General features: G+C 65.5%; 18 protein-coding genes. 8 read left to right on the forward strand and 10 right to left on the reverse strand.

What is annotated here, in order from left to right; translation table 11 throughout:
- From CSC94_RS20015 to CSC94_RS20035, 5 genes are all read right to left on the reverse strand, one after another.
- Positions 1 to 1,359 (reverse strand): glutamine synthetase family protein, encoded by a 1,359-nt coding sequence (locus CSC94_RS20015; protein WP_099308156.1) that lies wholly within the window; start codon positions 1,357 to 1,359, stop codon positions 1 to 3.
- A 99-nt stretch (positions 1,360 to 1,458) separates the two neighbouring features.
- On the reverse strand, positions 1,459 to 2,505 hold the full coding sequence (locus tag CSC94_RS20020) for a TRAP transporter substrate-binding protein (protein WP_099308157.1): 1,047 nt from the start codon (positions 2,503 to 2,505) through the stop codon (positions 1,459 to 1,461).
- 27 nt (positions 2,506 to 2,532) lie between these two features.
- Positions 2,533 to 3,867: a TRAP transporter large permease gene (locus tag CSC94_RS20025; RefSeq protein WP_099308158.1), complete on the reverse strand. Its 1,335-nt coding sequence runs from the start codon at positions 3,865 to 3,867 to the stop codon at positions 2,533 to 2,535.
- Positions 3,864 to 4,394, reverse strand: coding sequence for a TRAP transporter small permease subunit (locus tag CSC94_RS20030; protein ID WP_099308159.1), 531 nt, complete (start codon positions 4,392 to 4,394; stop codon positions 3,864 to 3,866). Before CSC94_RS20030 ends, CSC94_RS20025 begins: the two co-directional genes overlap by 4 nt.
- Entirely contained in the window at positions 4,394 to 5,212 is an 819-nt protein-coding gene (locus CSC94_RS20035; protein WP_099308160.1) for an N-formylglutamate amidohydrolase, read from the reverse strand. The genes CSC94_RS20030 and CSC94_RS20035 overlap by 1 nt, the downstream gene beginning before the upstream one ends.
- A gap of 122 nt (positions 5,213 to 5,334) precedes the next feature.
- Between CSC94_RS20035 and CSC94_RS20040 the strand changes: the two genes are divergently transcribed.
- Positions 5,335 to 6,210: a MurR/RpiR family transcriptional regulator gene (locus CSC94_RS20040; RefSeq protein ID WP_099308161.1), complete on the forward strand. Its 876-nt coding sequence runs from the start codon at positions 5,335 to 5,337 to the stop codon at positions 6,208 to 6,210.
- A gap of 131 nt (positions 6,211 to 6,341) precedes the next feature.
- Positions 6,342 to 7,403, forward strand: a complete 1,062-nt coding sequence (locus CSC94_RS20045) for an MBL fold metallo-hydrolase (protein WP_099308162.1) — start codon at positions 6,342 to 6,344, stop codon at positions 7,401 to 7,403.
- 52 nt (positions 7,404 to 7,455) lie between these two features.
- Here the strand turns inward: CSC94_RS20045 and CSC94_RS20050 are convergent, their stop codons facing one another.
- Complete coding sequence (locus CSC94_RS20050; RefSeq protein WP_133122942.1) at positions 7,456 to 8,880, reverse strand: hypothetical protein; 1,425 nt, start codon at positions 8,878 to 8,880, stop codon at positions 7,456 to 7,458.
- 180 nt (positions 8,881 to 9,060) lie between these two features.
- Complete coding sequence (locus CSC94_RS20055) at positions 9,061 to 9,300, reverse strand: hypothetical protein (protein WP_099308164.1); 240 nt, start codon at positions 9,298 to 9,300, stop codon at positions 9,061 to 9,063.
- Positions 9,301 to 9,461: 161 nt separating this feature from the next.
- Between CSC94_RS20055 and CSC94_RS20060 the strand changes: the two genes are divergently transcribed.
- Positions 9,462 to 11,459, forward strand: a complete 1,998-nt coding sequence (locus CSC94_RS20060) for a BTAD domain-containing putative transcriptional regulator (RefSeq protein ID WP_099308165.1) — start codon at positions 9,462 to 9,464, stop codon at positions 11,457 to 11,459.
- A gap of 43 nt (positions 11,460 to 11,502) precedes the next feature.
- Here the strand turns inward: CSC94_RS20060 and CSC94_RS20065 are convergent, their stop codons facing one another.
- Entirely contained in the window at positions 11,503 to 12,432 is a 930-nt protein-coding gene (locus tag CSC94_RS20065) for a LysR family transcriptional regulator (RefSeq protein ID WP_099308166.1), read from the reverse strand.
- 90 nt (positions 12,433 to 12,522) lie between these two features.
- Between CSC94_RS20065 and CSC94_RS20070 the strand changes: the two genes are divergently transcribed.
- The 5 genes from CSC94_RS20070 to CSC94_RS20090 are packed head-to-tail and all read left to right on the forward strand — an operon-like array spanning position 12,523 to position 17,505.
- Complete coding sequence (locus CSC94_RS20070) at positions 12,523 to 13,713, forward strand: CaiB/BaiF CoA transferase family protein (protein WP_099308167.1); 1,191 nt, start codon at positions 12,523 to 12,525, stop codon at positions 13,711 to 13,713.
- On the forward strand, positions 13,710 to 14,654 hold the full coding sequence (locus tag CSC94_RS20075) for a beta/alpha barrel domain-containing protein (RefSeq protein WP_099308168.1): 945 nt from the start codon (positions 13,710 to 13,712) through the stop codon (positions 14,652 to 14,654). The genes CSC94_RS20070 and CSC94_RS20075 overlap by 4 nt, the downstream gene beginning before the upstream one ends.
- A gap of 45 nt (positions 14,655 to 14,699) precedes the next feature.
- Entirely contained in the window at positions 14,700 to 15,683 is a 984-nt protein-coding gene (gene dctP / locus CSC94_RS20080) for a TRAP transporter substrate-binding protein DctP (RefSeq protein ID WP_099308169.1), read from the forward strand.
- A gap of 8 nt (positions 15,684 to 15,691) precedes the next feature.
- Complete coding sequence (locus CSC94_RS20085) at positions 15,692 to 16,222, forward strand: TRAP transporter small permease (RefSeq protein ID WP_099308170.1); 531 nt, start codon at positions 15,692 to 15,694, stop codon at positions 16,220 to 16,222.
- Positions 16,219 to 17,505, forward strand: a complete 1,287-nt coding sequence (locus CSC94_RS20090; protein WP_099308171.1) for a TRAP transporter large permease — start codon at positions 16,219 to 16,221, stop codon at positions 17,503 to 17,505. The genes CSC94_RS20085 and CSC94_RS20090 overlap by 4 nt, the downstream gene beginning before the upstream one ends.
- Positions 17,506 to 17,537: 32 nt before the next feature.
- Here the strand turns inward: CSC94_RS20090 and dhaL are convergent, their stop codons facing one another.
- Both dhaL and CSC94_RS20100 read right to left on the reverse strand, forming a co-directional pair.
- Positions 17,538 to 19,292 carry a dihydroxyacetone kinase subunit DhaL gene (gene dhaL / locus CSC94_RS20095; protein WP_099308172.1) on the reverse strand — a complete coding sequence of 585 codons (1,755 nt, stop codon included), beginning with the start codon at positions 19,290 to 19,292 and terminating at the stop codon, positions 17,538 to 17,540.
- A gap of 13 nt (positions 19,293 to 19,305) precedes the next feature.
- The gene (locus CSC94_RS20100) at positions 19,306 to 20,121 is read right to left on the reverse strand and encodes a sugar phosphate isomerase/epimerase family protein (protein ID WP_099308173.1); all 816 of its coding nucleotides are present in this window, start codon (positions 20,119 to 20,121) and stop codon (positions 19,306 to 19,308) included.
- Between the last annotated feature and the right edge of the window lie 54 nt (positions 20,122 to 20,175).

Here is a 20,175-nt window from a genome sequence, read left to right on the forward strand (position 1 = left end):
TCATGCTCTCTCGAAGCCGCGCGCAATTTCCCAGTCGGTCACGACCCGGTCGAATTCCTCCTGCTCCCATTGCGCACATCGCGTGTAATGGTCAATCACATCGTCGCCCATCGCCTCGCGCAGCATTGCCGACGCGCTCAGCGTCCGGGTTGCGTCGCGCAGGGTCGCGGGCACCTCGGGCGCCTCGCGCGCGTCGTAGATGTCGCCGCTGGTCGGCGGGGCCAGCTCCATCTTCTCCTCGATACCCTTCATGCCGGCGGCGAGTTGCGCCGCCAGGGCGAGGTAGGGATTGATGTCCGAGCCGCTGATGCGGCACTCCACCCGCACACCCCTGGTTCCCTCGCCGCAAAGCCGGAAACCGGCCGTGCGGTTGTCGACCGACCATGCCGTCTTGGTCGGCGCGAAGGTGCCCTTCATGAAGCGCTTGTAGCTGTTCACGTAGGGCGCGAGGAACCAGGTGTAGTCCCGCGCATAGGCGATCAGGCCTGCCATGTAGTGGCGCATTGTCTGCGACATGCCGTAGTCGCCATCCTTGTCGTAAAAGGCATTGGCGCCATCGGCATCGAACAGCGACTGGTGGACATGGGCGGAACTTCCGACGCGCGCCTGGTGCCACTTCGGCAGGAAGGTCACGGCGCGGCCCTGCTGCCAGGCGATCTCCTTGGTCGCATGCTTGGCAATGGTGTGATGGTCGGCGGTCAGGAGTGCCGGCGCGTAGCGGATGTTGAGTTCCTCCTGCCCGGCCTCCGCCTCGCCCTTGGAGTTCTCGACCGGCACGCTCATCGCCACGAGGTGATTGCGCAGCGGGCGCATGATCGCCTCTTCCTTGGTCGTCTGCAGGATGTGGTAATCCTCGTTGTAGCCGCTGATCGGCTCCAGCGCGCGGAACCCGGACTTGCGGATCTCGTCGAACGACTTTTCGAACAGGAAGAACTCCAGTTCCGTCGCCATGATCGGGGTCAGGCCGATCGCCTCGAAGCGGGCGATCTGGCGCTTCAGCACCTCGCGCGGCGAATGGGCAACCGGCGCATGCGTGTGGTGATCGAGGAGGTCGCAAAGCACCATTGCCGTGCCTTCAAGCCACGGCACCGGACGGATCGTCGAGAGATCCGGCTTCATGATGTAGTCGCCGTAGCCCTGCCGCCAACTGGTCGAGGCATATCCTTCCGGCGTCGCCATCTCCAGGTCCGTCGCCAGCAGGTAATTGCAGCAATGGGTCTCCTCGTGGGCGCTGTCGATGAAGTGCCCGGCCGTGAAGCGCTTGCCCATCAGCCTGCCCTGCATGTCGACGAGACACACAAGAACCGTGTCGATCTCGCCGGCTTTCACCGCCTTTTTCAGAGTGTCGAATGTCATCATCGTCCGCGCCTTCTGTCGGTCCTACGAGGATGGCCGGGGGCAAGCCCCCGGCCAAAGTTGTGTTCCGGCTTGCCGGGCCCGGCAAGCGCGACGGTCAGGTCAGCTCTGGCTGTAGGGGAAGCCGGCGTGATTGATGACCTTGTTGTACTCCTTGAAGATCGAGATGACCTTGGCCTTCAGCTCGCTCTCCGCCGCGATCTCGTCCCAGAACTCGATCGCCGCATTTTCGACCTGCGCCCATTCCGCGGCCGGCACGGAGCGCAGCTGCAGCTTGTCGCCCGTCGCGCGAAGCTTGGCCTCGCCGCCCCAGTACCACTGGTTCCGGAACGTGTGGCTGGCTTCCATGCAGGACATGTAGATCTGCTTGAGATGATCCGGCAGGTCCGCCCACTTCTTTTCGTTGGCGAACCACGAACCGATCCAGGCGCCGGAAATGTTGTTGGTCAGGAAGTAGTCCGTGACGTTTGCCCAGCCGACCGTGTAGTCCTCGGTGATGCCCGACCAGGACATGCCGTCGAGTTCCCCGGTCTGGACCGCCACTTCGGCGTCCTCGTAGGGGATCTGCACCGGGATCACGCCGAACTTGGTCAGGAAGCGCCCGGCCGTCGGGAACGTGTAGAGCTTCAGGCCGCTGAGGTCCTCGAGCGACTTGATTTCCTTCTTGGTGTTGAAGTTGCATGGATCCTGGCCGGCAGCCGAGAGCCACACGACGCCGCCGACCTTCGCGTAGGCGTCACGCCAGATGTCGGCGAGCCCGTACTGCTGGAAGAGCACCGGCACGTCCATGATGGAGCGGGTCGCGAAGGGGAAATAGCCGCCGAAAATACCGACCTCGGTCGGCGATGCCATCGAATCGTCGTCGGAATGCACCGCGTCGATCGTCCCGGCCTGCATGGCGCGGAACAGTTCGCCGGTCGGCACGATCTGGTCGGCGAAGAACAGCTCGATCACCATCTCGCCGTTGGCCGCCTTGTTGAAGGCATCGACGAAGGGCTGGGTAACGTACTGGCCCAGCGTCGCGCCGGCGTAGGTCTGCATCCGCCAGCGGATCGGCTCCTGCGCGATGACGGGCGGGGCGGCCAGTGCGGTTCCGGCTGCAGCGCCTGCCACGCCGGTGGTCCTAAGGAATTGACGCCTGTTGAACATGCCATTCTCCTTTGTTGGTTTGCAGTCTCACCCTTGAAGTTTTCCCTGGAATTGCGACGGCAGCCACAAGGCCAGATCGGGGTACATCATCACGATCAGGAGGGTAATCATCATGACCAGGACGAACGGAATCACGGACAGGTAGATGTCACGCAGGCGGATGTCCGGCGGGGCCATCGCGCGCATCAGGAACAGGTTGTAGCCGAAGGGCGGCGTCATGTAGGCGATCTGGCAGGTGATCGTGTAGAGCACACCGTACCAGACGAGATCGAATTCCAGCGCCTTGACCAGCGGCACGTAGAGCGGCGCGACGATCACCAGCATCGCCGTGTCGTCGAGGAACGTGCCCATCAGCAGGAACGACAGCTGCATCAGGATCAGCACCTGCCAGCGGTCCAGCCCCAGCCGGTCGAGGAAGAAGCCCTCGATGGCCTTGACCGCGCCGAGCCCGTCAAAGACGGCGCCGAAGCACAGCGCGGCAAGGATGATCCACATGAACATGCAGGAAATGCCGAGCGTCTTGCGCACGGTGTTCTCGAACACCTCGCGCGTCAGCCGCCGCTTGATCACGGCCGCGGCCATGGCCGCCAGCGCACCGACCGCCGAGCTCTCCACCAGGCTGGTCACGCCCATCAGGAACAGGCCGTTCATCAGGAAGAAGATCGCCAGCGGCAGGATGCCGGCACGCAGCAGGCGGAACCGCTCGCCCCAGGTGATCTGCGCCCGCTCCTCCGCCGGAAGCGGTGGCCCGAGGTGCGGCTGGATCGAGCAGCGCACCGCGATGTAGACGATGAACAGGCCGGCCATCAGCAGGCCGGGGAAGACTCCGGCGAGCCAGAGCTGGCTGACCGGCTGGCGCGCGATCATGCCGTAAAGGACGAGCACGACGGACGGCGGAATGAGAATGCCCAGGCTCGACCCGCCCTGGATGACGCCCGTGATCATCTGCTTGTCGTAGCCGCGCCGCAGCAGTTCCGGCAGCGCGATCGTCGCGCCGATGGCCATGCCGGCAACCGACAGGCCGTTCATCGCCGAGATGATCACCATCAGCCCGATCGTGCCGATGGCCAGGCCGCCGGGGATCGGCCCGAACCAGACATGGAACATCTTGTAGAGATCGTCCGCGATCCGGCTCTCCGACAGCATGTAGCCCATGAAGATGAACATCGGCAGCGTCAGCAGCGGGTACCACTTCATCAGCTTGATGGATTGCGCGAAGGCGATCTCCACCCCGCCCGTGCCCCACAGCGGCAGCGCGGCGATCACGGCAACCGCGCCGATGACACCGAAGACGCGCTGGCCCGTCATCAGCAGCAGCATCATCGATGTGAACATGAACATGGCGATGAGCTGGTAGCTCATAGTCCGGCCTCCGTCTGGTGGCGGACATCGATGCCCTTGAGAAACAGGATGTCGCGGAACAGCTCGGCGATGGCCTGGAGCAGCATCAGGAAGATGCCGAGCGTGGCGATGGACTTGACCGGCCACATGTAGGGCCGCCAGACCGAGTGGGCCCGTTCGCCGTACTCGATCGCGTAGGTCGTGCTCGACACGCCGCCATAGAACAGGACGCACAGGTAGAAGATCAGGAACAGCACGGTGATGCTGTCGATGGCGGCCTTCCGGCGCGGCGAGAAATTGCCGTAGACCAAGTCCATGCGGACATGGTCCCCTAGGTGCATGGAATAGGGTCCGCCGAGCAGGTAGTAGGCCACCATGACGAACTGGGCGAATTCCAGCGTCCACAACGTCGGCGTGCCGGCATACTTGGAGATCGACGACCAGAGTAGCACGCCCATCAGCAGGAAGATCAGGTACATCGCAAAGCGCCCGACGCGGTAGTTCACCCCGTCGACGACCCTGACGAATCGGCTCATGGCGGTCAGCATCAGGCCGCACCTCCTCTCATCTCGATGGACCCGGACATGCCGGCCCGAAGCGTCGCGACAGCTTCGGCGATCCAGTGCGCGAGCCAGTCGCCCATGCTTGCCTGCTCGCCTTCCGTGGAGACCAGGTCGTTTCGCACTTCGATCATCACGTTCGCGAGGCCGCGTGGAAGCGCGTGAACCTTGAGCGTGTGGGTCACCCCGTCGACCGCCGCGTAGGGTTCATTGCGCCGGACATCGTGGCTGGAACGGGCGCCGCCGGCGATGGCCAGCATCGCATCGGCCAGCCGCGAATCGGCGTCGTGCAGGATGCCGATCTCGACCTCGCGCACCTGGCCGAAATAGACCGGCGTGAACGTGTGGATGGTAATGAGTGCCGGCGCGTCGTCCTGTCCGCAAAGGCGGTCGAGTTGCTTCGTCACCGCCTCGTGAAACGGAACGTAGATCCGCCGCGCCCGGGCCTGCCGTTCCGCTTCCGTCAGCCCCGCGTTGCCGGGGATGATCCAGGCCTCGCTGCGTGCCGGCATGGCTTCCGGGCTCGCCGCAGGGCGATTGCAATCGTGCAGCAACCTGGACATCCGGCTGGCGACGAGCGGCGCGTCGAGCGCTTCCGCCACACGCAGGGCCGTGCCGAGGGCACCGGGATCCCAGGCGACATGGGCATTGCTTCCCGCCCCATCGAGACCGAGGCCGGCGTAGTCGTCCGGAATGAAATTGGAAGCGTGTTCGCAGACAATCAGAAACGGCGCCGCGCCGCTCCCGTTGAACACTTCGACAGCGCTGTCGGACTGGTCGTCATCCGATGGAATTCGCGTCGTCATCCCGCCTCTCCTGCCGTAACCATATTTTCAGATCACGAAGAAACGTCAAGCGGAACTGAAACAAAATTTACATTCTTCTGCGACGGCGTTTATGATGACATCCTTGTTGACGGGAGGCGGACATGGCCGAAACGGAATTTGTCACGCTGGCCGAACGCATGCGCAGCGGGTTCAACGCGCTGACCCGTGCGGAGCGGCAACTGGCCGCTGCCATGCTGGAAAACTATCCGATGCTCGGGCTGGAAAGCATCACCGTTGTTGCGGAGACGGCAGGCGTCTCGACGCCGACCGTCCTGCGCATGGCCAAGAAATTCGGCTATTCCGGATTTCCGGAAATGCAGGCCGCGCTCCGCTCCGAGCTTCAGGCGACCATTTCCAATCCCATCGCCAAGCATGACCGCTGGGCGCAGTCGGCTCCGCAGGAACACATCCTCAACCGCTTCGCCGACGCGGTCACCGACAACCTGCGCCAGACGCTCGAGCGCCTCGACCCGCAGGAGTTCGATGCCGTTGCCGCCCTGCTGGCCATGCACAGGCGCCAGGTCCAGATCGTTGGCGGGCGGATCACCCGGTCGCTGGCCGAATACCTGTTCACCCACCTGCAGGTGGTCCGGCCCGGCGTGACGCTGGTCGCCTCCAATTCGAACGCCTGGCCGCACTACCTGCTCAACCTGAACGAGGGCGACATCCTGATCGCCTTCGACATCCGCCGCTACGAGAAGGACCTCGAACGGCTCGCCCAGATGGCCCGCGAGCGCAAGGCCAAGATCGTGCTGTTCACCGACCAGTGGGGATCGCCGGTGTCCAAGCTGGCCGATCACACCTTCCTTGCCCGCATCGAGGCGCCTTCCGCCTGGGATTCCTCCGTGGTCATCCTGTTCATCGTCGAAGCCCTGATTTCCGCCATCGAGACCCGCAACTGGACCCGGACACACGACCGGATGCGCGAACTCGAGGACCTGTTCGACCGCACGCGCCTTTTCGGCAAGCCATACTGACGCCCGCAAACCGCCATGGGCATCATGGCGAATGCGCCGCCGGCCCTAGGCAAACGTCCGTAGCGACCCTATGAACAGGATCGAAGGATCGCGCTGGTTTTCGGCCCCGCGTCCGGTGAGAGGATTGATTGATGGTCAGCAAAGCAGGTTTGGCGGAAAGCGGATCGCTCCGGTTTCCCTTTGAAACCATGCCGGACTACGGCGACATGGTCGAGGTGGCAGAGGGCATAGTGTGGACCCGCATCCCCCTGCCCTACCGGCTCGACCACGTGAACATCTATTTTCTCCGCGATGGCGCCGGATGGGCCGTGATCGATACCGGCATCCAGACCCCGGAAGCCAAGCAGGCATGGGAAAATCTCCTTTCCGGCCCGATGCGCGGCGAGACGATCACGCGGGTGATTGTCACCCATCACCATCCCGACCATATCGGGCTGGCAGGCTGGCTGTGCGAACGCTTCGATGCGCCGCTGCTGACGAGCTATTCCACCTACATGGGAAGCCAGTTCATCTCGCTCGGCCGCAGCGAGAACGTCACCCGCTACACGTTCGATTTCTATCGCGGCCACGGGATGAGCGAAGAACACGCCAGCCTCGTCGCGATCCAGGGCAGCGAATACCTGCGCCGGGTCGCGCCCCTGCCGGCCCATTTCCTCCGCCTTGTCATGGCGGACGTGCTGGAGATCGGCGGGCGCTCCCTGCGGGTGCTGATGGGCGACGGGCACGCCCAGGAGCAGGTCATGCTCTATTCGGAGGCCGACAATATCCTTTTTGCAGCCGACCAGGTGCTGGAACGCATTTCGCCCAACATCAGCGTTTTTGCCGGCGAACCCAACGGCGACCCGCTTGGACACTATCTCCGCTCGCTCCGGTTCCTGAGAAACGAGCTGCCGGCCGACGTCCTCGTTCTGGCCGGGCACCGGCGTCCGTTCTACGGGCTGCAGGCCCGCTGCGCCGAACTGGAAGATCACCACGAGGAACGCTGCGACCGGATCCGCGCGGCCTGCGCCGAGGCGCCGCATTCCGTCGCCGATCTCGTACCGTTGCTGTTTGCGCGCGAACTGGACGCCCACCAGATGAGCTTCGCGTTCACCGAGACCCTGGCGCACGTCAACCGGCTGGTGCGGCGCGGCGAGATCGAAACCGTCCGCCAGGGCGAAGGGATGGTCAGCATCCTCAAGCGCGACCGCTAGACCGAAGCGGCCGCTGCCGGGCCGCGCAAGCCCCTGCGTCTCAGTTTCCGGCTCAGGCCAGGAACTGGATCCAGACTGCAAGGCCGATCGCGGCGGTCACCACGAACACGCCGTTCCATGTAAACGCGACGACACGCGGCGTGACACCACCGATCCTGGAAATGATCATGACCGACGCCGTGAAAGGGGACGTCGGCGCAGTCAACGCCCACCCGGCCGTCAGTGCGAGGACCAGCGCAACGGGCGAGACGCCCATCTCCGCCGGGCTTGGCAGGAGTTGCGCAAAGAGAGAAACGAAAAGAATCGGGTTCAGTCCCACCTGCCCTGCCAGCGGAACCAGCATGATCGGGAGTACCAGCAGGATCCTCGCCGGAATGGCGCTCAGGTCGAATCCGGCAGCGGCGATCCAGCCGGCGAGCAGCGCACCCGATGCATTGCCGATGAAACCGGCGGTACCGAGAAGAACGAGTTCCCCCTTGAACGACGGCAGGTCGTCGAGGAGAAAGCGTCGGCTCCGTTCGCCGAGCACGGAAAGCCTGTGTCCCGCACCCGTTTCCAGGAGCACCCAGATCATCGAGATCATCGGCACCAGTGCCAGGACCGCGTGGGCTGGCGCGATGCCAGCACAGACATCGAGAAGGGCGGCCGGGATGGCCACGGCAAGGAGCAGCCATGCCAGCGGGATGAGCGATCGCGTATCGCTGGCAGCCGCCTGGTCCGGGGGCGTCACGACGGTTCCCTGCGGCAGGCTTTTCTTGAGCCGCCGGTCGGTCAGCCAGCCGATCGACACGAGGATCAGCGCCGAACCGAGCCCGTGGACGACGACGCTGCTCATCTGTGCTCCGGGAACCAGTGCCGACGTGATGACCACCGCGTAGGCCAGCGGCGACCAGCAGAGCGACGCCGCGAAGCCGCATTGCGCACCCTGAAGCATCCGCCTCGTCCGCAGCGCGCGAACCGCCGGCACGGGCTCCCGCTCGGCCGATTGGCGCGCCATCGTTCCAAGCAGGGAAAGCGCGCCATAGCTGAGGATCAGCGCGAAGACCTGGGCTCCGAATCCCAGCGCGAGATAGCGCCGGCCGGAAGGCTGGTTGGCCAGGAACAGTGCTGCGCGGCTGATTGCAGGGGAGCGGCCGGCGACATGCTGAAGCGTTGCCAGCGCGCAGAAGAAGGCGATGATGAAGCCGGCCTGGTCCAGTGCCGGTCCAAGCACGGTTCCCGGCTGCGCAAGGAAGAAAAGGCAGTAGGCGCCGAGCAGCGCCGCGGCTGCCAGGAAGATGCGCCGTGACCCGCGGACGTATGGCGCCAGCACGGCCAGGATGATGACGGCGAGCCCTTCGGCTGCCCGGGAGGTGCCCGCAGAAGGACTGACGCCCTGCACGATGTTCACCACCACGTTGAGTGACAGCAGCACGCCGATCGCCATCGCCATCCGGGCCGACGGCAGGGGTGAAGCGGGGGCGGGAGTTCCGATCATGGTTAGAACATTCACTCGAGGGCGGATTGGAGCCTCCACCATGAACGTGATCTAGCCGTTTTGGCAGCAAGATCAAATACCCGGACCGCAAAGCGATCGCCGCTCGCAAGTGCATCGTACCCGTTTTTGCCGTCTTCCCTGAACCGGGGCCTTCCGGACCCCGGCCATTGCACCACCCGGTCAGCGGAGCGTCGCCAGGTAGCGCATCGTGCGTCCGTCGACTTCCGGGTTGGCAAGGCGGGAGGCGAGTTCGCCTGCCGCGCCGATATCGTCCAGTTGCGACAGGTCGAGCGAGGCAAGCGCCGCCTTCGTCCGGTACCGCGCGGCCATGGCCGCGATGCCGGCGCCAAGGCGCTGCCACGGGCTGGAAACGGCCGTGCTGATGAGGCCATCGGTGCGGTGAGCGATTGTGTTGGTCATGATCCTGTCCTTCCCTTTGAATGCAGTGACAGTGTTCACGGCAGGTGTTCGCTCTGGTGGCCATTTGCCGGGAGGCCGGCGTGAAAATTGCGCCCCGGGCGTGAAATCTCCGTGAAATCGGCTAGTCTTGTCGCCGGGGTGAAAACAAGCGAGGCGGATGGATGGCCGTTGCCCTCTTCGGCGGCATGCACGTGACAGCCACGTCGCAGGACGGATCCGGCCTGCTGACCCGCAAGACGAGGCTGGTCCTCGCGGCGATCTGCGTCGGCGACGAGGCCGGCGTCAGCCGCGCCACCCTGGCCGGCTGGATCTGGCCGGACCGGGCGGAAGCACAGGCGCGAACCAGCCTGCGGCAGGCCCTCACCGCGCTGCGCAAGGCATTGCCGGTTATCCTGCCCGGTTTCGACCTGCACACAGACCAGGACGTGGTCAGGCTGTCGGGTTCCCCGCACGGCATCGATGTCCGGGCCTTCGGTCAACTGGCCAGGAGCGAGGCCCCGCAGGACCGCGCGAAGGCCGCCGGCCTTTATGCCGGCGAACTGCTCGATGGCGTCGACATGCCGGACACCATGGAAACCATGGTGCTGCAACTTCGCCGGCAACTGCACCAGCAGGCGCTGGACCTGGTCGAGTCCCTCAGCCTGACGGGAGACCTCGCGGAGGGAGACACGCAGGCCTGCGGAGATCTGGCGACCAGGCTGCTCGCGGTGGACCCGGCTGCGGAGGAAGCCCACAGGGCCCTGATCCGCATCCGCCTGGCCTCCGGCCAGGTCAACGCGGCGCGCAAGCAGTACGGAACCTGCGCCGGGGAAGTCATGCGCGCGTACGGTACCGAACCCGAAGTCCAGACCCGCCAGCTCATCGAAGCGATGGCCGGCACCGGGGAGCCCGTGGCCGGCAACGGGAAGGAAGGGCGCCAACCGGATTTCGACCACCACGACCTCTTCTCCCGACCGGCCGTGCTGTTTCTGCCCTTCGAAACGCTCAGCAGCACGCCGGACGATGCCCTGCTGGCGCTGGGCCTTTGCGAGGACATCCGGACCAACCTTTCCAGCTGGCGCTCCTTTCCCGTCATCGGCCAGGAGGCTCTTGGCGGCAGGACCGGCGACATTCTCGATCTGGCAGCCGGTGTGAAGGCGGCCTATGCCGTCAACGGCAGCGTCCGCCGGTCCGGCAACCAGGCACGGGTCGTCGCGCGCCTGATCGACGCCGTCAACGGCCAGGAACTCTGGAGCCAGACCTTCGATGGCGAATTGCAGGACGTCTTTGCCTTCCAGGACGAGATCAGCCGCCGCATCGTCAGCCAGATAGAACCCGAACTGAGCCAGGCGACGGCCCGCAAGATCGCTGTTTCACGGCCGGGCGACCTGACCGCCTGGGAACTTCTGACCAAGGCGGTCGATGCGGAAAGGCGCGGTGGCGACGGCTACGGGACGCCGGAGGCAAATCGCCTTCAGTGGGAATTCGTGACCGAGGCGATCAGGCGCGACCCGGACCTGTCGGAGGCCTGGGCGCGGCTGGCCCGCTGCAATTTCCGCGATTTCCTGATGGGTTGGGTGGAAGACCGGAACGCGGCGCTCCGGCAAGGACTGGAAGCCAGTGCCCGCGCCGTGCAGATCGACCCCGGCAATTCGCTGGCGCAGGCCTTTCGCGCCCAGTGCATCCTCTTCGGCACCAAGGACCCGCAGGCCGCCTTCGACCATGCGGCCGAGGCGGTGCGGCTGAACCCCTCGAACGTCATGGGCAACTTCATGATGGGGTGCACGCTCGTCTATTGCGGTGAACCGGAAACCGCCTTCGACCACTATGAAACGGTGCTGCGGCTCAACCCGGCCTTTCCGGCCAGGGGCGCCCTGTATTGCGACCAGATGATGTGCAAGGCGCTGGCGGGAAACGTGGAAGACGCCACGGTCTTCGCACGCCGGTCGATCGACATCGCGCCCAGCTACCTCCGCGGCCTGCAGCGCTGCGCCTCGGTCTTTGCCCATGCCGGCCTGATGGAAGATGCGCGCGAGGCGCTGGACCGGGTGGAGGCGCTCGGCGGCCCGTTTGACGAGACCTATCTTCGCGATACCTATCCCTTCGTCCGAACGCAGGACTTCGAATTCCTCGTCAGCGGCCTGAGAAAGGCTGGCTGGACGCCCCGGCAGACGAGTTGATGCGCCTCGCGATCGAACGGCCAACACATCCGCCTGTCCGGCCTTACACCTCGATCAGCCTGGCCTCCCAGCGTCCGCTGGTGACGGCCGCACGGACAAGGTCGAGGGTGAGCTTGCGAACGGCTTCCAGCGCAAACGTCGGCGGGCGGCTTCGCAATTCACACAGGTGAAGCGTACGGGAGAGTTCCGGCCCGACGATGGGGCGGAAGCTGACGGCCCCGCTTGCAAGCTGGTCGTGCATGAACAGCTTGGTGCCGATCGCGCAGCCGAGGCCGGCTTCCAGCGAGCCCGCGATGGCCTGCACCGAGTTCATCTGCAGCTTGGCGCGGCTCTCGATCTTCTTGAGCAGGCTGACGTCATCCATGATGGCGCGGGCGGAAACGCCCTGGCGCAGCAGGATGATCGGCTTCTCCAGGATTTCGGCAAACGTGATCGGCATGTCGCTGTCGCCGATGATCTCGCGCTTCCCGACAAGCACCATCCGTTCCTCGAGCACCGGCCGCGTCCTCAACTGGGGATCGTTCGGCGGATTGTAGACCAGCGCCATGTCGACGTCCGACGTCATCAGGTTCACCAGCGTGGCGCCGGACAGACTTTCGGTCAGGGCAAGGTCGACCCGTGGAAACTCCTTCAGGACGCGTTTGGCGAGGTCGACGCCGATCGCCTTGACAGCCGAGAACGCCATGCCGACTGACACCGCACCGGCGATCTCGCCCGGTTCGTCGCGCAGGTCCGCCTCTGCCGCCGCCATGGCCTGCAGGATCACCTGCGCATGGTCATGCAACCGGTGTCCCGCCGCCGTCGGCTCCATGCCGCGCGGCTTGCGCAGGAACAGCGTCACCCCGAGTTCGGCTTCCAGGTTGGCGAGGTGGTGGCTGAGCGCAGAGGCCGCCACGCGCAGGGTCTCGGCCGCCTGCGACAGCGTTCCGTGCTCGAAAATGGCGGTGAAGTACCGAAGCTGGCGGCTGTCCATGGTTTCTGTTTTTTCGAACGCAGCAATAGAAACATTGTAATATCCCGATGCCGCTGCATTGGCTAGGGTCTTGCGTGGAGGAAGAACCCCATGCCCGATGCCTATCAGCCGCTTGCCGGAATTCGTGTTGTCGAGATGAGCCACATGATCATGGGGCCATCCTGCGGCATGTTCCTGGCGTTTCTCGGCGCCGAGGTCATCAAGGTGGAGCCGCCCGAAGGCGACAAGACCCGGCATCTCACCGGCATGGGACGCGGCTTCTACCCGACGTTCAACCGCGGAAAGCGCTCGGTCACGCTGGACCTGAAATCGGCGGCCGGGCGCGATGCGCTGGACCGGCTGCTGGCAACGGCGGATGTGTTCGTCGAGAATTTCCGCGACGAGTCGCTCCGGAAGATGGGCTTCTCGCCAGACTTGCTGCGGGAAAAATACCCGGCCCTCGTCGTCGCCTCCTGCAAGGGCTTTCTTCATGGCCCGTACGAGAAGCGCACGGCGATGGACGAGGTCGTGCAGATGATGACCGGCATGGCCTACATGACCGGGCCGACAGGCAGGCCGCTGCGCATCGGTTCGTCGGCAAATGATATCATGGCCGGGCTGTTCGGGGCCTTCAGCGTGCTGGGCGCCCTGCTCCAGCGCGGCAAGGATGGAGACGGCCACGCGATCCGGATCGGCCTGTTCGAGAACTGCCTTCTGCTCGTGGCCCAGCACATGGTGCAATACGACATCGAGGGCCGCGAGGCGCCGCCCATGCCCGAACGGGAGTTCTCCTGGCCCGTCTATGACATCTTCGAGACCCTCGACGGCCGCCAGATCTTCATCGGCGCCGTGACCGAGGGCCAGTGGGACATCCTGTGCGATATCCTCGCGCTCGACCGGCTGAAGGCCGATCCGCGCCTGCAGACCCGCATGGACCAGATCGATGCCCGCGACTGGACCATCCCCGTCGTGGCCGATGCGGTTCGAAAGCGCGGCTTCGACGACCTGATTGCGGCCTTCGAACCGGCCGGCATCCCGTTTTCACCGATCCACAGGCCGGCCGAGATGTACCGCGATCCGCATGTCACGCGGCCGGGCGGACTGTACACGTCGACGCTGCCGGAAGGACAGACCTACCGGGCGCCCGGTTTCCCCTTCGAGGTTGACGGGGCGATCCCGGAACCGTTCGGCGTCAATATCGCGGCCATCGGCCAGGATACGGAAGCCGTGCTGACAGAAATCGGCCTGGATGCGGACACGATCGTCGAAGCGCGCGGACGGCCCGGGGAGAAAGCGGCATGACGAGGCTTGATCACATCTACCCCAATGACCGCGTGACCCTGCGCGAGGTGGGCCTGCGCGACGGACTGCAACTGGTGAAGTCCTGGCCGGACACCGCTGCCAAGCGGGCCTGGCTGGCCCGCGAACATGACGCCGGCGTGCGCCATTTCGAGATCGGATCCTTCCTGCCCGCCTCCCGGTTTCCGCAGTTTGCCGATGTAGAGGCCATGGTCGAGGCCGTGGCCGCCCTCGACGGCGCCCATTCTGCGGCCCTGGCGCTCAACGAGCGCGGTGCCGAACAGGCCATGACCACGGATGTGGGCGAGATCGTCTGCGTGATCTCGGCAACCGAGGAACACAGCCAGGCCAACATGCGCCGTTCGCGCGCCGATGCCATCGGGCTTGTCGCCACGGTGGCGGCAATGCGCGACCGGACCGCGCCGGACAAGATCGTCAATGCCGGCATATCGATGGCGTTCGGCTGCTCGATCGCCGGCGCCGTCGCTCCCGCGGAGGTCATACGGCTCGCAGAGGCCTGCCTGGAAGCGGGCGCCGACATCGTCGGCCTGGCCGACACGGTGGGATACGCCGGGCCGAAACAGGTCGGCGACCTGTGTCGGTCCATGCAGCGCCTGTGCGGTGACCGGCCCTTCTCCATCCATCTCCATGACACGCGCGGCATGGGCGTCGCCAATGCCGCCGCCGCGCTCGACAACGGCGCCCGCGTACTGGACGGGTCCCTGGGCGGTCTGGGCGGATGCCCGTTTGCCCCCGGAGCGACCGGCAACGTCGTGTTCGAGGATCTTGTTTTCCTGTGCGAAACCATGGGCTTCTCGACAGGAATTGAACTGGAGGATTTGAGACGTGCGCGCGAGATCGCCGAGGCGGCCATGCCCGGCGAAGCTTTCTACGGCGCGTTGCACAGGGCCGGCCCGCCGCAGATCGCGGCCTGGAAGGCCTGACACGACACGGGACACTTTTTCAGCATCAACCCACGGGAGGAAAAAATGGGTAGGATCAGGACACTCACGCTCGCGCTCGCCATGTCGGCGTCGGCTGCAACCATGGCACAGGCTGCCACCGAGATGCGGTGCAGCCACCAGCTCCCGCCCGCCCATCACATCGCAAAGGTGATCGACCGCTGGGCAGCGGAAGTGGAAAAGCTCTCCGACGGCGAACTGGACGTCCAGGTCTTCGGCGCCGACAGCCTCGTCGGGGCCAAGGAGAACATCGTCTCTGTCGCCAAGGGCGATATCGAATGCGCCTTCTCCGTCAATTTCCAGTGGGGCAAGACCCTGCCGATCATGAACGTCACGGTCGCCCCCTTTGCCTTCGGCGACATCGACATCTGGAAGAAATGGCCCGACTCCGAGGCCGCGGCCTTCCTCGGCGACAAGCTGATGGAAAAGGGCCTGCGCAACGTCGTCTGGCTGTTCACGACCAATTCCTCGGTCTTCACGACCAACGGGCGCTTTCTCGTCAAGCCGGAGGACTTCAAGGGCGTGAAGATGCGCGGCCTCGAACCCTCGTTCAACGCTTCGCTCGAAGCGCTGGGCGCAGCCCCTGCCTCCATGTCGGGCTCCAAGGTCTACCAGGCGCTGGCGACCAACGTCATCGACGCCGCGATCACCGACGTCGCGGCCGCCGTGTCGCGCAAGTACTACGAGGTGCAGGACCATTTCACCGTCCTGCCGGTGATCTCGGTCTATTTCCACGGTTACGTGAACCCGGCCTGGTATGACGGCCTGTCCGACAAGTCCAAGGCCGCGCTGGACCAGGCCGGCAAGGAGGCCGCGCAATGGGCTATCGACGCCTCCATCGAGGCGTCGGCCGATGCACCGGACCAGCTCAAGGCCAAGGGCGCGCAGGTGCACATCGCGACGGACGAGGAGAACAAGGCGCTCGAAGCGGTCATGCGGCCGGCCTTCGACGCGAAGTTCGCCGACAATGACGATGCAAAGAAACTGATCGAACTCATCGGCAAGATGTAAGGCCGGTCATGGCACATCCTGCATCGGACGGGGGAACCGGGCGCGTTCCCCCGCTCGTCATCCGCATCCTCGAATGGCCCGTGCGGCTGGGCGGCATGATCAGCACCCTGCTGATCCTCTTCGCCTTCGCACTGGTCGTCTTCGCCGTCTTCCAGCGCTACGTGCTCGACACGCCGCTCAAGTGGGGCGACGAGATGCTGGGCTACCTGCTCGTTGCCATCGTGATGAGCGGGGCGGCCGAGGCCCTGCGCCGGGGCGATCATATCGCCATCGACCTGGTCGCAGACCGGGTATCCGGGCGCGCACGCACCATCATCGACGTGATCGGCAACCTCGCCGTCCTGATCTTTTCCGCCATTCTCATGCTGAGCGCCGACGAGGCGGTCCGTTTCGCCTACAGCTTCGGATCCTACTCTCCGGGATACCTGGAAGCGCCGATGTGGATTCCCCAGTCCGCGCTCATCGTCGGCTCCGGCCTGCTGGTGCTCGCCGCCCTCGCCCGTCTGCTCGCACGGCTTGCCCCCGGAGCCCGCGCATGACCGTCGCCATCGTGTTTCTTGGCCTCATCGCCATGCTGCTCGCCGGCATGCCGATCTTCGCCGCGCTCGGGCTGACGGCGACCGTCATCCTCGTGATCTTCGAAGGCAGCGTCTCCAGCGTGGCCGACACGGTCTTCTCCCACCTCAACAAGGACCTGCTGACGACCATACCGCTCTTCGTGCTGATGGCGCAGATCCTGATCCGGGCGAAGGTCATCGACGATCTCTACGATTTCGCCTACACGCTCATCGGCCACGTGAAGGGCGGCCTCAGCGTTGCAACCGTCCTCGCCTGCACCATCTTCGCCGCGATTTCCGGCTCGTCCGTCGCCACCGCCCTGTCGATCGGCTCCAGCGCATTGCCGCAGATGAAGCGCTTCGGCTACCGGGAACGCGATGCGCTCGGAGTGATTGCCGCCGGCGGAACCCTCGGGATTCTGATCCCGCCCTCCGGCCCGATGATCCTCTATGCCATCGTGTCGGAAGCCTCGATCGGCGCGCTGTTCCTGGCCGGCATCCTGCCCGGCCTGATGCTGGCGTTCATCTTCGCCGTCTTCTGCCTTCTCCAGGCCCGCCGCCGCGACGAGATGTCCGCGCCGGACCGTGCCGCCTTCGCAGACGTGCTGCGCGCTGTTCGCCGCTCTGTCTGGGCGCTTCTCGCCCCGCCGGTGGTCATGGGTGGCATCTACCTGGGCATCTTCACCGCTTCCGAAGCGGCAGCCGCAGGCACCCTCTACGCGCTGGTGGTCGCCGTCGTCGTCTATCGCAATTTCGGCCTGCGCGATCTTTACGAATGCGCCTACCAGGCCATGCGCACGTCGATGATGGTGTTCATGATCATCGCCGGGGCGGCCATGTTCGGCCATGCCATCACCATCATCCGCCTGCCCGTCGGCGTCACCGAGGCCGTGGCCGGAATGGGGCTGGGCCCGCTCGGCTTCATCATCGCCGTCATGGCGCTGATCTTCGTGCTCGGCATGTTCCTCGAATCCATCGCGATCATCCTGATCACGACCCCGATCCTGCTGCCGACCATGATCCACCTCGGGATCGATCCGGTCTGGTACGGGATCCTGCTGATGATCAACCTGGAACTGGCGATGATCACCCCGCCGGTCGGCATGAACCTTTTCGTGATCAAGGGGATCACGGACGCGCCGCTCTCCGAGGTGGTCAAGGGCGCGGCACCCTTCGTGGGACTGATGATCCTGGGCCTGGCGCTGCTGATCGCCTTCCCGGGCCTGGCGACCTGGCTTCCCTACAGCGCCGGGTTCGGGCGCTAGGGACGGGCCTCAAGGCCCGCCCGGCGGCAGGCTTACTGCGCGCCCTGCGCCGCGGCCCGGCAGATCGCCTTCAGCATCACATGCGCCGAGGCCGCACCCGGATCGACATGCCCGATCGAGCGCGCGCCGAGCTTGGCGGACCGCCCGCGGCGGCTTTCCAGCGTCGCGGTATGGTCGCGGCCGCGTTCCGCCCCGGCAACGGCGGCATCGAGACACGCAAAGAGGTCGCCACCTCCGGCGAGCGCCGCGCGGGCGTCTTCCGCGGCCGGCGCCCAGGCGTCGATCATCGTCTTGTCGCCCAGGGATGCGCCGCCGCGCTTGAGGATGCCGGCATGCATGCCCTCGACCCAGGCCACCATGGCAGCAGCATCGAGGTTGAGACGGTCGGAGACCGCCTCTCCGGCAGAGCGGAAGGCGCTGGCGTAAAGCGGGCCGGAGGAAGCCCCCACGGCATCCAGAAAAGCCTTCGCCATCCGGTCGCAGGTCTGCGAGATCGTCTCGTCATTTGCCGACGAGGCAAGCGATTTGCGCACGGCCGTCCAGCCGATATCCATCGTGATGCCGTGGTCGCCGTCGCCGATCACGCCGTCGAGCTCGGACAGCCAGTCGCGGTTCTCTGCGATGGCCTCGCCAGCAGCCTGCATCATGGCGCGGAACAGGACAGGGGTGACGGCACCCTCGGTTACGAGGCTTGCCCGGTCGATGGCCGCGATCTCTTGGGAAGCCGCTGCGTGGCGGCGCGTTCGCGTGCCCCTGGCCGGCGGCAGCGCATTGCCGACCGTAAGGGCCGGCGTGCGGCACGGCGTGTCGAGCAGCTGCTTCAGGTCGCTGTCCAGCTTCATCAGCGTCACCGATGCACCGGCCATTTCCAGCGACGTCGCATATTCGCCGACCCAGGAGTGATGGATCGTCACGCCCCTGCTGGCCAGGGTCTGCGCCACGCGGCGGTGGATGATGTAGAGTTCCAGCGGACCGGTCGCACCGAGCCCGTTGACGAGCACGGCCACCTCGTCGTCTTCGGTCAGGCCCATGTCGGCAAGGATCGGCCCCATCAGTTCGTCGGTAACGGCATCGGCCGATTCCAGCTTGCCGCGGCGGATTCCCGGCTCGCCGTGCAGGCCCATGCCGATTTCCATCTCGTCATGCCCGATCTCGAAATTGGGCTTCAGGGTCTGCGGCATCGAACAGGCCGTCAGCGCCACGCCCATCGACCGCGTATTGGCATTGGCATGACGCGCGGCGGCCTCGCAGGCGGCAAGGTCGCGACCCTGCTCGGCGGCGGCACCGGCAATCTTGAAGACGAAGAAGTCACCGGCAATGCCGCGCCGCTCCCCGGAGCGGTCGGCAGGCGCGGAGGCCACGTCGTCGGTCACCTGGATCGAGCGTACGGGGATGCCCGCCGCCTCGCATTCTTCCGCGGCCATGTCGAAATTGAGCACGTCGCCGGTATAATTGCCGTAGAGAAACAGGATGCCGGCGCCGCCATCCACCGCCCGCGCGGCGTCCATGATCTGCTCCGGACTCGGCGAGGCGAAGACGTTGCCCACGGCGGCCGCATCGGCAAGCCCGCGGCCGACATAGCCGGCAAAGGCCGGCTCGTGGCCCGAGCCGCCACCGATGACGAGACCCACCTTGCCGTCGCGGGGACCGTCAACCGCGACCACGGCGCGGCCCGTCGGCCCTTCGACCGTCAGCATGTCGGGATGCGCCAGAACCATACCCTCGATGGCTTCGGCAATCAGGTCTTCCGGCGCGTTGATCAGTTTCTTGGTGCGGATCTCGGTCATGCTTTGCTCCTCCTCAGCGCCCTTTCAGGTAGTCTCGTGCCGCCGCGACCGTCTGGTCCAGCCAGGGCGTCTCCTTGTCACGCGCGCCCTGCACGTCGTCGCCCTTCGGCAGCCAGTGTTCCAGGATCACGCTCATGTCCGCCGGACAATGCGCCAGCTGGTCGAGGATCCACGGGATGGGCGCCCGCCCCTGGCCCAGCGGCACACCGTGGATGTAGAAGCCGACGCCATTGGTATCCGGCGTGATCACGTAGTCCTTCAGGTGCAGGTTGATCGCGTAGGGCGCCAGCAGGCGCACCGTCTCTTCCGGCCACTCGCCGGCACAGATGGAGTTGGCGACATCGAGGCAGACGCCCAGCGTGTCGTCGCCGACCGTTTCCAGCAGGTCCACCATGCGCGGCGACGGATAGTTGAAATGGTTCTCGATGGCGATGCGGATGCCCGCCTTGCGCGCCTTCTCGAGCAGCGGCCGCAGGCGCTCGGCGAGGTCGGGAACCGGGATCAGCGCGTCCTCGGCATCGAGCGCCACGCGCAGGATCCGGGCGCCGATGCGTTGACCGATCACGAGGTAGTCCGAAACCTGGCCGGCGTCGAAGCACTGGGTCCCCAGTTCGAGCGCGATGCCCTTGTCCTGCGCCAGTTCGTGGAGACGGTGCTGCTCCGCCTCGCTCAGCCGGTCCAGCGGCATGTTGTCGGCATATTGCACCACGTCGAGGCCGTAGCCGGCCACCGCGTCCAGCACGTCGAAGGGCGTCATCGGGACGGCAGGAACCTGGTCCTTGATCCCGATCGACCAGCGATAGGCATAGCTGCCCAGTCCAAGCCTCATGTCCGTTCTCCTCCCTCGGGCCGGACGGCGGCCGGTCTTCCTGACCGCGCCACC

The organism is Zhengella mangrovi, assembly GCF_002727065.1.
GTDB classification, from domain to species: Bacteria; Pseudomonadota; Alphaproteobacteria; order Rhizobiales; family Rhizobiaceae; genus Zhengella; species Zhengella mangrovi.

Coding starts and splice junctions, on each gene's coding strand:
- CSC94_RS20015 (WP_099308156.1), bottom strand. CDS start 1,359: ATGATGACATTCGACACTCTGAAAAAGGCGGTGAAAGCCGGCGAGATC.
- CSC94_RS20020 (WP_099308157.1), bottom strand. CDS start 2,505: ATGTTCAACAGGCGTCAATTCCTTAGGACCACCGGCGTGGCAGGCGCT.
- CSC94_RS20025 (WP_099308158.1), bottom strand. CDS start 3,867: ATGAGCTACCAGCTCATCGCCATGTTCATGTTCACATCGATGATGCTG.
- CSC94_RS20030 (WP_099308159.1), bottom strand. CDS start 4,394: ATGCTGACCGCCATGAGCCGATTCGTCAGGGTCGTCGACGGGGTGAAC.
- CSC94_RS20035 (WP_099308160.1), bottom strand. CDS start 5,212: ATGACGACGCGAATTCCATCGGATGACGACCAGTCCGACAGCGCTGTC.
- CSC94_RS20040 (WP_099308161.1), top strand. CDS start 5,335: ATGGCCGAAACGGAATTTGTCACGCTGGCCGAACGCATGCGCAGCGGG.
- CSC94_RS20045 (WP_099308162.1), top strand. CDS start 6,342: ATGGTCAGCAAAGCAGGTTTGGCGGAAAGCGGATCGCTCCGGTTTCCC.
- CSC94_RS20050 (WP_133122942.1), bottom strand. CDS start 8,880: ATGATCGGAACTCCCGCCCCCGCTTCACCCCTGCCGTCGGCCCGGATG.
- CSC94_RS20055 (WP_099308164.1), bottom strand. CDS start 9,300: ATGACCAACACAATCGCTCACCGCACCGATGGCCTCATCAGCACGGCC.
- CSC94_RS20060 (WP_099308165.1), top strand. CDS start 9,462: ATGGCCGTTGCCCTCTTCGGCGGCATGCACGTGACAGCCACGTCGCAG.
- CSC94_RS20065 (WP_099308166.1), bottom strand. CDS start 12,432: ATGGACAGCCGCCAGCTTCGGTACTTCACCGCCATTTTCGAGCACGGA.
- CSC94_RS20070 (WP_099308167.1), top strand. CDS start 12,523: ATGCCCGATGCCTATCAGCCGCTTGCCGGAATTCGTGTTGTCGAGATG.
- CSC94_RS20075 (WP_099308168.1), top strand. CDS start 13,710: ATGACGAGGCTTGATCACATCTACCCCAATGACCGCGTGACCCTGCGC.
- dctP (WP_099308169.1), top strand. CDS start 14,700: ATGGGTAGGATCAGGACACTCACGCTCGCGCTCGCCATGTCGGCGTCG.
- CSC94_RS20085 (WP_099308170.1), top strand. CDS start 15,692: ATGGCACATCCTGCATCGGACGGGGGAACCGGGCGCGTTCCCCCGCTC.
- CSC94_RS20090 (WP_099308171.1), top strand. CDS start 16,219: ATGACCGTCGCCATCGTGTTTCTTGGCCTCATCGCCATGCTGCTCGCC.
- dhaL (WP_099308172.1), bottom strand. CDS start 19,292: ATGACCGAGATCCGCACCAAGAAACTGATCAACGCGCCGGAAGACCTG.
- CSC94_RS20100 (WP_099308173.1), bottom strand. CDS start 20,121: ATGAGGCTTGGACTGGGCAGCTATGCCTATCGCTGGTCGATCGGGATC.